This window comes from Chitinophagales bacterium (assembly GCA_019694975.1).
Taxonomy (GTDB): domain Bacteria; phylum Bacteroidota; class Bacteroidia; order Chitinophagales; family UBA10324; genus JACCZZ01.
On the sequence record JAIBAY010000001.1, the window covers coordinates 77,365 to 92,533 of the forward strand.

The window sequence follows — 15,169 nt, forward strand, 5'->3', positions numbered from 1 at the left end:
TCCTGAATGCGCGTTGCGGTTATTCTGATTGTCCTTTTTAGACTGCGGGAGCATAAATCCTGTCATGTCGCTTCAGGAAATAGTTAATAGCTGGTCCGGCAATAAGAATGGTGATGAAGGTCATAACCACGAGGCCAACAAAAATTTTTTCATTAATTATTCCTGCCTGCATGGCTAACATGCCCAGCACAATTTCCATGGATCCCCGCGCATTCATGGCAAAACCAACTGCAAGCGCTTTATTGGATCTGAAACCACTCAGGCGTGCACCGGCAAACCCTCCTGCTATCTTACCGATAAAGGCAATCGTCAAAATAAACAGGCAAATAAACAAATCGAAATCTTTGAAGAAATTAACCCTCAAACCAATCGAGACGAAAAACAAGGGTGCGAGCAGATTCGACACGAACTCATGCAGCATGTCCTTTGCCCGCTTGGTAAAGTGTTTTGAATCCCCCACCGATACACCAGTCAGAAAAGCACCAAAGATTGCATGAATACCCACCCATTCCGTGAATATCGCTCCAAGCAAACAGATGATAATTGCCAATGCCAGTGCCGCGCCCGGACCTTTAAATTGCACTGCCGTGAATTCAAAAAGCTTGTCAATAACCTGTCGCCCAATAGTCAGCAGAAGCGATGCAAAAATCAATACCAGCGTTACTGTTTGCCAGATATCAAGACTTTCATGGTGTAAGTCCCCTAAACTTATAACCACTGAAAACAACATCCAACCAGCAAAATCATTAATCATAGCTGCCGTAAGCAGTAAACTGCCAAATCTGCTTCTTCCCAAATCAAGATCAAAGAGAATTTTAGCAAGCACGGATAATGCGGTAATTGATAATGCAGTGCCCATGAACATGGCAGCGATTAACTTGTTCATTTGACCACCAACGGCAAAATGATCATAGAATAACCAGGTGCCGGAAAATCCTGCGGCAAACGGAAATAAGATACTCGACAGGCTGATCTTTGCTGCTGCCTTGCCTCGTTTCATTACATCGCTCAGATGCACTTCCATACCTGCCACGAACAGGAACAGGACGATGGCTATTTTTGACAAGCCGTCAAATCCAAGTTGCGCATTGGTGGAAGAGAAGAATAGTTGCTGAAAGAAGGAAGGGAAAAGATTCCCCAGCACTGTTGGACCAATCAGAAGACCTGCGATCAATTCGCCCATCACCGCAGGCTGCTTCCATTTTCTGCATAATTCTCCGAGGCCTCTGCCCAGCAATAATATTACAGTGATAATGACAAGAAAAGAAAGAAAATCATGCGCAGAATTGGAAGCCATAAGCGTGATTATATTATTTGACAAAAGCAAACGAAAATGCTGTGAATGAAATAGCTAAACAAGGTAGTTTTCTTTTGTAATTCCATTCTGTAAAATTTTATTTATCAGCTGCCAAATGACCTTTTTTGCTCCTGTGCATTGATATCCAGGCAAACTTGCGAAAGCGCTCTTGCATCTGCATCTTTAATTGCACACTGTATTTCATTGTCGCTTTGGATTTGAATACAATTACCCTTGCAGCTTAAATGAAACCTTCCTGTCTCAGATCAACAGATAAACAAAAGAAGAGGGCAGTAGTATTTCAATTTGGTTTAGTAATGTTATGATCCGTATGATTGCATTTCATACAATAAACAGAAACATGCTCTTCTATTGTTAAATCTCAACATGAAAAAGGCGCCATTAATCATTTAAATGTAAAATGCCTGGTTACCTATACAATTAAAAGAAATGGGTTCAATGTAAATAAAAAAAGGTGACTATGCGTCACCTTTTTAGCATCGATGATGAACAAAATGTTTACCTGATTATAATCAGCTTTTCCGTGGCCACCCTGCTATTGCCGTTTGCAATCACAACCTCATACAATCCCGGCACGAGATTCAGGTCACTAATATTCAGCTTATGTTGATTGCTGTTCAGTGTCTTTGCATAAACAATGGTTCCTTTCGCATCTGTTACATTCAATGTAGCATCGGATTTTAACTGGTAATTCACTACAAAATTTCCCTGGCTGGGATTAGGATAAATGCTCATAGAATGCTGGGCTGCAGGCTCGGTTTCATTTACACCAACCTCAACGCCCACTTGTATCTTTAGCAAAAAGGCATCATCAAACCCTCCAAATATTTCCTGACCAACACCGGGAGTGCTTATTCCCACACTTTCCGCTGTGCCAACCATAAAAATGTGAACTTTCTCATTATCGGCAGCAAGCGCAAGGGTGCTTTCATTTTCATCTCCACCGCAATATGTTCCCCATATCCTGTTACCGGCTGAATCGAATTTATCGACAAACATATCCTCCTTTCCTCCAAATACAGGTTGAAACCCTTCTGCGGTTGCCATGCTGGTAAGCGACGACGTAGTGCCGCCCATGTACACATCATTATTGATCATGGTGATAGCCCGTCCTCGGTCATCGGGCGGATCACCCAGGTAAGTTGACCAGATCGGATAACCATCCGTACTCCACTTCATTAATACAGCGTCATGATACGGCTGACCCTGATTGTCATAGCCGGCAGTCCAGTTTTCCTGGAAAGCACCGGGTGTGGCAACACCGGTATCACTTGCACTGTAACCGGTATAGTAAACATATTTGCCTTTATCGTCTACACGTACGCCTCGTCCGCGATCTTCTACCGCTCCGCCCCAATAAGTACTCCACTTAAGGCCGCCATTCGGATTGTACTTCGCAAGCAGGTAATCCTGCCCACCGCCGTTATGATCCCTGAACGCATTTTTCTTTATGCCGAACTTACTGCCGGTACTGCCATTGACATAAATGTTATTTTCATTATCCGCATCAACGCTCCTGCCATGGTCCTCGCTTTCTCCGCCTAAAAACGTAGCCCAGATTAACTGTCCGCCAGACGTCCACTTGCTGAGGCATAAGTCGGAATTGCCATTGTTAACCGGCTGCCAGGCATCCGGCGTGGCGATGCCACTGTCGCTGTTAGAGTATCCAACCATAATAATATTGCCGGCATCATCCTTCTTTAATCTGCGTATGATATCTTCATCTTCTCCGCCATAATAAGTAGCCCAAACCCTTTCTCCTGCCGGGCTGAAATAAGCAAGTATACCATCCTCTACACCCGCAAATATTTCCTGGTGCATCCCATTTCCAAGGGTCACAATACCATCTTCACTTGTTGTATGCGCACCGAGATAAATGAATTCATCTTCATTTACAATACAGGCGCGCGCGCGGTCTAAACCGGAGCCTCCGTAATATGTACCCCAGATGCGGGCACCGTTATCATAATATTTCTCGATCATGATATCAATGTCACCAATGAGCTGTGTCTGATAGGCTCCATCTGTGGCAATATTTTCTGTGCTGTAAGTTCTGCCGGTCAGAATCACATGATCTTCACTGTCAACCGCAAGGCCTCGCCCTTCATCACTGTACAAACCACCACAGTAAGTGGCCCAAACCAATGTCGGATCAATTATCAAAGACTGCCTGTTATCATAATGGGGCACATTAAAAGTGATAAAGTCATTCTCCTTCTTAAAGCTGACCTCAACGGGCATCAGCTTAATGCCGGCTGAACTCTGAATGTAAGACTCAGGGATCATTTCAAAAATGCGGCCGATTCCATTTGAGGATTCAAGTGTACCATTATCATAAATCTCCTGTCCGTTAACACCATGATACCGGTACCTGATATCATTTGCATTGCCGCCCGGATGCACAATGAAATCATAAGCAAGCGAACGAACCGGATAATCAACTGGAGCAGCAATCATCACCAGGTCGATATTATCATAAATGCCTTTGTAAGTTACTTTATTAAATTGTTTGACTTTTGTGATACCCTCCTGAGGCGTATAGGACAGATAGTAGTTAAGATAATCCGGCAAAACTTCCTCTGCCACCACCTGCACATCAGCATTAGCTCCAATGAACTCAAGATCAATCCTGTTGCTTTTATAAATTGCTTTAGGCAATGGTGCATCTTCCGGATCAAGGTGATGCGCTGTCGCATACCCGTCTGCTTCGGAAATACTGGCCTGATCTTCTTCCATCGTAAACAGATCAAAGCTGATGCCGTTTGATTTAAGTTGTACCTTGAGTCCGTCGCGGATATACATATACAGCAGATCCTTCCGTACAGATCCTTCCTGATCGAGAAATTGTCCTTTGTTTTCAATAAAACCCATTGGACCATCCAGTGGTATTTTCTGAGGAGCCTGTGCCATAGCGATGGATGCTGCAAATGCAAAAAACAGCGACAGACTGCAGACGATTGCATTAGTGCGGAAATACTGTTTCATATTGTTTTGTTGTTTAAGGTTAAAAAATATTCCCGCTTGAACAGGAATTGAACTATCGGCGAATTGATCAGTCTACCGGATGATGATGAAATTACGGCTGACAAGTTCCTTACCATTGACCGTAATCCTGCATGTGTAAATTCCCGGTGCCACATCGAGATTTGACACGGCTATTTTCTGCTCCGTTACCTGCAGCGGTTGTGTATGTACCAACTCTCCGTTCATGTTATAAATACCCATGGTGCCGGGTTCGGTCAGGTGATATTTGAGTGAAAAGGAACCCTGATTGGGGTCAGGATAGATGCTTACCGTGGAAAGATTGGCAGGTGTATTAACAGCAGTAACCGTGTCAACCTGAATCTTTACGAGATACGCATCCTCGTAGCCTCCATAAACTACCTGTGCTGCGCCGGGCGTAGCAATGTCAATACTGCTCGTTGTGCCTACCTGGTAGATGTGTGTATGCGATTTATCGACGGCCAGTGCCAGCGTGCTCTCACTGCCTTCTTCACCGATATATGATCCCCATTTCCTGTTTCCATCCGGATCAAAATGCTCAATAAACATATCATCATTACCCCCGAAAACAGGCTGAAATCCATTCGGAGTTGACATGACCGTTGAATTGGAAGTTGTACCGGCGATATACACTTCGTGGCCAATCATGGTGATGGCCCGGCCGCGGTCATCCAGTGGACCACCAATAAAAGTAGACCATATCGGATATCCGTTGGTGCTCCATTTCATTAAAACCGCATCATGAAACGGTTCGCCGGCACCATCGTAACCTTCACTCCAGTCAGGCTGAAAGGCGCCCGGCAAGGTTACACCTTCTTCGCTTGCACTATATCCTGTAAAGTATACAAAGTCACCGTCTTTATCTACATAAACACCTCTGCCACGGTCTTCCACCGCACCGCCCCAATAGGTGCTCCATTTACAATTGCCGTCCTTGGTAAATTTTGCAAGCAGGTAATCCTGTCCGCCTGCACTGGAATCTTTAAATGCATTTTTCTTGATACCGTATTTGCTGCCGGTACTGCCATTTACATAAATATTATCCGCATCATCTGTAGCTACACTTCTTCCATGATCTTCATTTTCGCCACCAAGATAAGTACCCCAAATGCGGTGTCCTGTTGTATCCCATTTGATAAGCATAAGGTCAGAGTTGCCATGCCAATCAGGCTGATAAGTATCCGGTGTAGTAATACCGCTATCACTCTCTGAATAGCCGACAAGAATAACATTCCCGTCAATATCAAATTTAAGGCGTCGCACCACCTCTGTTCCTTGTCCGCCGAAATACGTGGCCCACTTTCTGTACCCATCTTTGGTGAAGTATCCCAATACGCCATCATCGCCATCGCCTCCTGCAAACTGATCCCGGAAAATATAATTACCGTTATCCGGATCACCCGCAGCAATACCATCAGGGCTGTCAGTATGACTTCCGAAATATAGATTATCATATTTATCCGAAATAACACCACGGATATGGTCAGTTTTGGAACCGCCCCAGTAGGTACCCCAAAGTCTTCCGCAATTGGAAGTGTATTTTTCGATCTGCATATCAACATCACCCAGCAATTCAGTTTGAAAAGCACCATCGGTGGCTATGCCATCCGAACTATAGGTACGTCCGACAAGGATCACATTGTCTTCGCTGTCTACGCAAACACCGCGGCCTTCTTCACTGTACAATCCGCCGGAGTACGTTCCCCATATCACAACCGGGTCAATGACTAGAGACTGCTGTTTATCGTAAGGTCCCACCTCGAATGAAATAAAATCTTTGTGCTTCGCAAATGCAACCGATACTGGCATTACTTTGTTACCGCTGCTATTTTGCAAGAATGATTCAGGTATCATTTCAAACATACGTCCTGATGCATTAGCAGTAACCATGGTACCATTATCCAAAAAATCACGGTCATTCGATCCCTGGTAACGGTAGCGGATGTCATTCACATTGCCACCCGGGTGAACAATAAAATCATAAACCAATGCCTGATCAGGATACTGTGCAGGATTTGCTATCATCACCAGATCAATGTGATCGTAAAGATTCTTATAGGTAACCTTGTTGAATAACTTCACATCCCTGATGCCTTCTTTAGGCGTAAAAGCAAGATAATAGTTAAGATAATCAGGTTTCATTTCTTCCGCGATCACCTGTGGATGAGGGTTGGCGCCGATAAACTCCACATCAATACGGTTGCTCTTATAACGTACATCCGGTATGGGCCTGTCTTCCGGATCAAGTGAGTGGTCGATGGTATAAGCATCTGACTCCTTTACACTTTGTGGGTCCTCTTCCATCGTGTACATCTCGAAGCTGATTGAAGACGGCAACAGCTGCACCTTCATCCCCTTATTGACATACATATACAGCAAATCCTTCCGCACTTCACCATGTTGATTTCTGAACTGTCCCTTGTTTTCAATAAATCCTATCGCACCTTTCAATGGTAACTTCTCAACCTGATGAGCCTGCAGATGAAAGAACGATACTGTCAGAATGAAAACGCTTAAAGAAATGCGAAGTAACGGAGTAACATAACTTTCCATGCTTTAAAGTATGGTTTAGATTTGCAAAGTTATTGCATTCAGGTAAAACAGCCATTCTAAAATTCTTAACAAGCTGTTAATCGGCGCGCCAAAAGTACTTCATTTGCTCCGGACAACCATATTCAATTTTTGAATTGAAATTTTTAACATTACTTTAACCTGTTTAACAACATAAATAGTGGATGTCCCACGAAAGGTAAATCCTGATACCATTCAAAACAGTCATTTCACCTTGCTGACAAATCATCTGGTGGCATGCAGATAAACCGTTCATTAATTTCTCAGGATGATGTGTTTCAACCGTATATAAAATCCTTGGTGTATTTTCACAGCCGGAAAATCATGATTCCGTTTTTCCAAAAAAAACCTCAACCGATAAATGCAGTTCAGAATTTTACTTCCAAAAAAAGGCAGCCTTTCACCTTGGCAGCTTGTAATGTTACTTGTCGCATTGATCCCGCTTGCTAACGTGAATACCTGCCTTGCGCAGGTACCGGATATCATATGGTCCAAAACTTTCGGTGGACCGGGAAATGATGTCATGCAGGATATTTTCCCTACCGCAGACGGAAATTTTATTATGCTCGGCCTGACGGATTCAACGGGCGGTGATGTGACATGTGCAATAAAAGGTAAACATGATACATGGGTAATCAAGATGGCGCCCGACAGCACGATACTCTGGCAAAAATGTTTTGGCGGAACGCTCGAGGAAGGAAATCCAAATTCAAAAATTATCCAGACAAGCGATGGTGGTTTTCTTTTTCAAACGGAAAGCTGGTCGGATGATTTTGATGTGCAGGGGCATCATAGCCAAAGCGATGCCTGGACGGTAAAGCTGGATGCAAACGGCAATAAGATATGGGCACACTCCTTTGGCGGTACGGATTTCGATACCCCGCGTTTCATGCTGGAATTGCCCGGGCATAAATACCTGCTGATGTCGCGCACCACTTCACATAACGGTGATGTGCCAAACAACAGTTACCCTGATTTTTTTAATGCATGGGTGTTTGTTGTCGATCAGGACGGTAACATCATCAGGAATAACATTTATGGTGGTTCAGGTGATGATGATTTATATAAAGCCATACTGCGGCCGGATGGCACACTCGCTATGTTTGGCCTTACCAATTCCACTGACGGTGATCTTGCAGGACTCAATACGCAGGGGGTTGACGGATGGATGCTGGTGACCGATACCATGGGCAATGTGATCTCAAGCAAAGTGTATGGGCATCAGAATGAGGAAGACATACTCGATGTCTTTCCAACAGCGGATGGAGGTTTCATAACCTTTGGTGATACTCAGGACCCAACAGTTGCAGTGGAGAATGGATCCTGGCATGGTGATTATGATTTCTGGGCGATGAAGCTGGATGGTAACGGCAATGTTCAATGGCAGGGAATATATGGCGGATTAAAACGCGAACAACTGCATCGTGGTGCGATATCTTCGTACGATGGCAGTTATTTCCTCAGCGGTTCAACCTTGTCAACGGATGGTGACATCCTCAATGAAGAAAACAAAGCCAGGGAATATTGTCTCATGCGTATCAGTTCAGCGGGCGTTTTTCAATGGAGTGTAGCAATCGGTGGCAGCGAGCCCGAATATTGTTACTCTATGCTGGATGGCGGATTTGTAGTGGGCGGTGCCTATTCCAATGATGGTGATGTGTCAGGGCTGCAAGGCGACGCTGATGGATGGGTGGTTAAATTTGACGTGCCGACATTGATTCAACAAATGGAGTCATCAACCGGTTTGCAGATTTTTCCCAACCCTTCTAATAACAAAGTACATATTGATTATGGAACTATCAACGCGCCTGAAGTGGTGGAAATAAAAAACATACTTGGCCAGACTGTATGCTCACTTCCTTCCGGTCAACAGCACGCTGATATTGATGTGCAGGGATGGATGCCAGGCAACTATTACCTGGTCATTCGTACTAAATCAGGCTCAGCCCGTCATTATGTAAAACCATTCGAGGTCGTGAAATAATATAGCTTGTAAGCGTTGGTAACAAAATACGAGGCAATCCGGGCGCTGCAACCGGTCAGCGGTCGTACGGATGGCGTGTATCAATCCATTAAAATAAAAAGCTGTTACCTATGAAAAAAGCAGTGATCACTTTCTTGCTTGTAGTATCACTCCTTATCGCCGCCGCAGTCATTCTTCCATTTATATATAAAGACCGCATTGTAGCGAAACTGAAAAACGCGGTCAATGAGCAAATCAATGCAAGAGTAGATTTCGGCAATTTTGATCTCACACTTTTCGCTGCCTTCCCCAACCTTTCGTTTTGCCTGAATGATCTTACCGTTATCGGCATAAATGAATTTGACGGTGATACACTTACTTCAGTGAAAGAGCTGAAAATAACACTTGACCTGATGAGCGTTATTAAAGGTGAAACTGTAAACATCCGTTCAGTTGCTGCTGACGGCGTATTGCTTAACCTGCAGGTGCTGAAAGACGGACAAGCAAACTGGGATATTTCAAAACCGGCGCCTGTTACTGGCACATCCTCCGCCACTGCTTACACGATATCGTTAAAATCCTACAAACTGACGAATGCCGAAATCCGTTATGATGATCAGTCGACCGGAATGAACCTATTGCTGAAGAATGCAAATCATGAAGGAACCGGTGATTTCACGAAGGATGTCTTTATACTTTCTACTAAAACGGATATGGAAAAACTTTATGCATCCTATGGTGGCATAAGTTACCTGCATGGCGTGCATGCCTTGCTGAACGCAGATCTTGAAATAGACAATAAGAACAGCAAGTACACTTTTAAAGAAAATACACTTACCCTTAATGATCTTGCAATCGCATTCGACGGGAATGTTGCCATGCCTGCAGACGATATCGTGATTGATATGAAGTTTGCATCAAAGAAGTCGGGCTTCAATGCCCTCGTTTCTCTCATTCCCACTATTTATAAAAATGACTATCAGCAGTTAAAGTCATCCGGAACATTTGCATTTGATGGCTTTGTAAAAGGCACCTATAATGATCATGCTTATCCTGCATTCGGCATTAACCTGTCGGTTCAAAATGGCATGTTTCAATATCCTGCATTGCCTGCTGCCGTAAAGAATGTTGCGATCGACCTTAAGGTGAATAATCCGGATGGCATCACCGACCACACGATCATCAACCTGAAACACCTGCATGCGGAAATGGGCGGTGATCCTTTTGATGCACGATTGTACATCAGCACTCCTGTTTCTGATGCCCGCATTGATGCAAGCATTAAAGGCAGGATTGATCTCGGCAAAATCAAAGACCTTGTACCACTTGAAAAAGGCACGAACTTGTCCGGATTACTGACTGCTGATGTAACCGCCAAAGGAAGCATGTCAGCCATTGAAAGCAAAGCTTACGATAAGTTTAATGCCGGAGGCACCATTTCCATTACCGGCATGTATTATAAGAGTTCTTCCTTCCCGTCAGGCATGATCATCAATAGTTTCCTGCTTTCCTTTAATGCAAAGAATGTGACGCTTAACAATTGCGATGTAAAAGCGGGAGGCAGCGATATCAGGACAACCGGCACAGTGGATAATCTCTTCGCGTGGTATTTTAAAGACGAACTGTTAAAAGGATCGCTCAACATTACTTCCGGTCTTCTTGATCTGAATCAGCTCATGACATCATCATCGTCTGCTGCTGCGCCGGTGGTGCCCGATACGGCTGCAATGTCCGTGATAACAATTCCGTCCAATATCGATTTCAACCTCCACGCATCAGCCGCCAAAGTGCTCTACCAGGAATTTGTGCTGCAAAACCTGGAGGGAAATGTTTCCATGAAAAATGCTGTACTCGATATGAGCGGTCTGACCTTTAATATGCTCGATGGCCGGGTTGAAATGAATGGCGTATATTCAACTGAAAATGTAAAACAACCCGGTTTCAATCTGAGGCTGGCCCTGACCGGTTTTGACATTGCAGAAACCGCAACATCCATGATCACAGTTCGGAAAATGGCCCCGATCGCTGAAAGATGCTCCGGCAGTTTTTCATCATCACTTAATGTCCTCGGCACATTGAATGGCCATATGCAACCGAATCTGAATTCACTCACCGGCAAGGGAACACTGAAGACCGGCAATGTGGTTGTTTCCAATTTTGAACCACTTAATAAAATGGCTGATGCGCTGAAGATGCCGCAATACAAACAAGTGGCACTCAGCAATGTCAACCTTTCGTTTGAATTTAAGGATGGAAGAGTACATGTTGCCCCGTTTGAAACCATTATTTCCGGCACGAGTGCTTCTATTGAAGGGTCGAGCGGATTCGATAAGACGATTGATTATAACCTTAACCTTTCCATACCAAAAGCACAACTCGGCACACAGGCGGTTAACATGGTGAATAACCTCCTGACGGCCGCTAATAAAACAGCAGGCACCCAGTACGCAATGCCGGATCCGGTGCATGTGAAAGTGAATATCGGTGGAACAACTACCCATCCTGTAATAAAAACAGGATTGAAAGATGCCGCAACCAATCTTACCGAAACAATTCAGGAAGAAGTGAAAACGGTGGTGGCAGAAAAAATAGAAGATGGCAAAGCGGAGGCAAAGGCACAAGCCGATAAACTGATTAGTGATGCCGAAGCAAAGGCAAAAGAGTTACATGCAGCCGCAGTAGTGACGGCAGATAAGGCAAAAAAAGAAGGCTATGTCGCGGCTGATAAACTGGTAGCACAGGCCAAAGATCCGATATCAAAGGCGGCGGCAAAGGCTGCTGCCGATAAGCTGAAAAAGGAAGCTGATGCACAATCTGCAAAAATTATAAAAGCAGCCGATGATGAAGGTAAACGGCTTGTGGATGAAGCACATAAGCAAGCCGATGCTTTATTGAAATAGCCAAACTATCCGGCAACCCCTTTGTAAGCAATTAAAGCTGCCGGCTTTCTTTGTCAGCCTTTCAAGATTGATTGCCGAAGTTATTCTGCCCAATATGCACGGGAGCGCTTCCTTCGTTCTTCCGGCTTAATAGATTCCTTTCAATTTTTTACATTTTTTTGCGATACAAATTGATATCTATGGCTGTTATCCACAATTTTTTCTACTTTTTTCCACACAAATGACAAATTTAGGGAACTGCATGTAAATATTTTCTGAAAAAATAAATTCCGGTTTACCTTTGATGCAAATCCTGCATCATGACCAATCTTCGATTAAGATCCGTTGAACGTGTAGCTGAACCCAAACACGTCGACATCCGGAATCAGGGTAAGAAAATCTCCGATTACTTTGCCGAAAACGTCTTCACGGAAGCGGTAATGAAAAGCTACCTGAGTGAGGATGCCTACCTCAGTGTAATGGCAGCTACCAAAACCGGGCAGAAAATCGACCGGAAAATAGCGGATCAGGTTGCTTCTGCCATGAAATCCTGGGCCATCTCGAAAGGCGCCACGCATTATACCCATTGGTTTCAGCCCCTCACCGGCGCCACCGCTGAAAAGCATGATGCCTTTTTCCAGATCAACAGTTCAGGAAAAGGGCTGGAGATCTTCGACAGCAATGCTTTGGTACAGCAGGAACCGGATGCCAGCAGTTTTCCCAGCGGAGGATTACGCAATACTTTCGAAGCCCGCGGCTATTCTGCATGGGATCCTTCATCGCCGGCATTCATAATGGAGATTGGCAGCGGCAAAACGCTGTGTATCCCAACCATCTTTGTTTCATACAATGGTGAAGCGCTCGATTACAAAGCGCCGCTCCTCAAGTCGCTGAATGCACTGGAAAATGCAGCGGTGGAAGTATGCCACTATTTCGATAAGAATGTGACGAAGGTGGTGCCTACCCTCGGATGGGAGCAGGAATACTTTGTGATTGATGAGGCATTATTTGAAGCACGGCCCGACCTTGTATTCAGCGGGCGCACCTTATTCGGTCATGCACCGGCAAAAGGGCAACAGCTGGAAGATCACTATTTCGGTTCGATTCCCGAACGGGTTTATGCCTTCATGCTCGATTTTGAATCAGAATCCTTCAAGCTGGGTATCCCGTTAAAGACAAGGCACAATGAAGTCGCTCCCGCACAGTTTGAAGTGGCCCCGATTTTTGAAGAAGTGAATGTGGCAGTAGATCATAATCAACTGCTCATGGATGTAATGCAGCGGGTGGCACGCAGGCACAAGCTGCGCGTTATCCTGCATGAAAAACCCTTTGCCGGCATCAATGGCAGCGGCAAACACAATAACTGGAGCATGGCGACCGACACCGGGAAAAACCTGTTATCACCCGGCCGTACACCAAAAACCAACCTGCAGTTTCTCACCTTCTTTATTAATGTAATCAAAGCGGTGAGTGAAGGAGATGACCTGTTGCGCGCCTCTATTGCTTCAGCCGCCAATGATTTCCGGCTGGGAGCAAACGAAGCACCACCCGCCATCATCAGCGTTTTCATCGGATCATACATGACTGATATCCTCACCGAAATCGAATCGAAGGTGGAAAGCGGAAAGTTTACCGAAGAGCGTGAACAGACGCTGCGCCTGGAGATTCATAACAAGATACCTTCGCTGATGCAGGACAATACCGACCGTAACCGTACCTCGCCGTTTGCCTTCACAGGAAATAAATTTGAAGTGCGTGCCGTCGGCTCATCACAAAACTGTTCCTCCACCATGACGGTGCTCAATACGATAGTTGCCGACCAACTCATCAAATTTAAAGCGGAGGTGGACGGCCTGATCGGGAAAGGCAAAAACCGAGAAGTGGCGATCATGGAAGTATTGAAGCGATATATCACCGAAAGCAAAAAAATCTGTTTCGAAGGCAACAACTATTCTAAAGAATGGGAAGAAGAAGCCGCACGCCGTGGCCTGCATAATGTGAAGAATACGCCGCGCGCTCTCGACTTCATGGTTACACCGGAGAGCATTGATCTTTTTGTACGTAACCAGGTTTTCACCAGGGAAGAGATTCACGCGCGCCATGAAATTGAACTCGAAAAGTATATCAAGATAGTGCAGATTGATGGCCGCATAATCGGTGAGCTTGCTGTCAATCAACTCATCCCTGCAGCCATTCAATATCAAAACGAACTGATCAGCAATATCAAAGGATTTAAAGAAATCGGTTTAGATGTAAAGCATACAGCGGCGCAGCAGGAACTCGTTAAAGAAATCAGTGAGCATGTGAATGCCATTCTTACGCTCGTGAATGAAATGACCGAAGCACGCAAAGCGGCCAACAAGACAGATAATATTCGAGAACGTGCCATCGCCTATTGCGACCGGGTGAAACCATTCTTTGATGAAATCAGGTATCGTGCCGACAAGCTCGAACTTATTGTAGACGACAAACTTTGGCCATTGCCTAAATACCGCGAATTGCTGTTTATGAGATAGGCTGTATATGCTATTGCAATTTCCCTCAATAAAAAACCGCCGGAAGTTCATCCGGCGGTTTTTTTACATTATGAACATGAAATACTGAATATAGCAGAACCAGCCATCAACTTCTATTCAACTGAATCGTATATGAGAGTGTTAGTCAATCTTGAAAAGTTTTCGTGTTATTTACCATTTACGCTGCAAGAACTCCCAGTGCTTTTCTCTCATCCAATCCATAAACCAAATATCACTGTAAATATAGCTGATCTCACAACTATCTTGTTTAAAGTAACCGTCTGTAATAAGATCTTTAGTGACATAATAAAACATAGTATCCGCAGGGAAAGGCCTTTTAGGATTTAAGTCATTTCTGTTAAAAGCTACATTAGGATATGATTGGATGTAAAATTGCCATTTGTTATTAATTTTTCAGCCCCTGCGATTTGTACTTCATCGTGCATTGCTGATGTATCAGGATCAATAGAAGCAAATAGTAATAAACTTTTTGATTTGTTAGCATTAAAAAAACAACATCAGCCATTTTCCATTCTTCTCTCTTTAAATATTTTATGATTTTTATGTATCTTTCCATCCACTGATTAAGTGTATCCTTAAAGTTTTACATTACATATACATAATCAAATGTTGATTTTAATTCTTTAACTTTCTCACGAAAGCATTGCAACTGTTTTTCTTCTTTCACCTGATAGCAGAATTGCACAGAAGAAATCACCTGAACAAATAAGCTGATCAATAAGATCCGGGACATGTTCATACGTATATTATTACTGACCTGCTTCCTTCCGCATACTACAAAGCGATCTTCTTACATATACTTCTGTCACAGACAGTCGACAAGAGGTTAGCGTCTTAAATGCCAGCTATGAATCGAAAGTTACATCTGGTGGAGAAATAGTCCGAGAACTTATTAGCT

At 44.2% G+C, this 15,169-nt stretch carries 6 protein-coding genes; 3 read left to right on the forward strand and 3 right to left on the reverse strand.

Going from position 1 to position 15,169, the window contains the following annotated elements; genetic code table 11:
- Positions 1-37: 37 nt before the first annotated feature.
- From K1X61_00260 to K1X61_00270, 3 genes are all read right to left on the reverse strand, one after another.
- The gene (locus K1X61_00260; protein ID MBX7107056.1) at positions 38-1,297 is read right to left on the reverse strand and encodes a cation:proton antiporter; all 1,260 of its coding nucleotides are present in this window, start codon (positions 1,295-1,297) and stop codon (positions 38-40) included.
- Positions 1,298-1,816: 519 nt separating this feature from the next.
- Positions 1,817-4,303, reverse strand: a complete 2,487-nt coding sequence (locus K1X61_00265; protein MBX7107057.1) for a T9SS type A sorting domain-containing protein — start codon at positions 4,301-4,303, stop codon at positions 1,817-1,819.
- A gap of 72 nt (positions 4,304-4,375) precedes the next feature.
- Positions 4,376-6,874 carry a T9SS type A sorting domain-containing protein gene (locus tag K1X61_00270; protein ID MBX7107058.1) on the reverse strand — a complete coding sequence of 833 codons (2,499 nt, stop codon included), beginning with the start codon at positions 6,872-6,874 and terminating at the stop codon, positions 4,376-4,378.
- A 379-nt stretch (positions 6,875-7,253) separates the two neighbouring features.
- On the opposite strand from K1X61_00270, the gene K1X61_00275 reads away from it, so the two are divergent.
- From K1X61_00275 to K1X61_00285, 3 genes are all read left to right on the forward strand, one after another.
- On the forward strand, positions 7,254-8,876 hold the full coding sequence (locus K1X61_00275; protein MBX7107059.1) for a T9SS type A sorting domain-containing protein: 1,623 nt from the start codon (positions 7,254-7,256) through the stop codon (positions 8,874-8,876).
- Between the two features lie 110 nt (positions 8,877-8,986).
- Positions 8,987-11,755 carry an AsmA family protein gene (locus K1X61_00280; protein MBX7107060.1) on the forward strand — a complete coding sequence of 923 codons (2,769 nt, stop codon included), beginning with the start codon at positions 8,987-8,989 and terminating at the stop codon, positions 11,753-11,755.
- Between the two features lie 299 nt (positions 11,756-12,054).
- Entirely contained in the window at positions 12,055-14,250 is a 2,196-nt protein-coding gene (locus K1X61_00285; GenBank protein ID MBX7107061.1) for a glutamine synthetase III, read from the forward strand.
- The last annotated feature ends 919 nt before the right edge of the window (positions 14,251-15,169 follow it).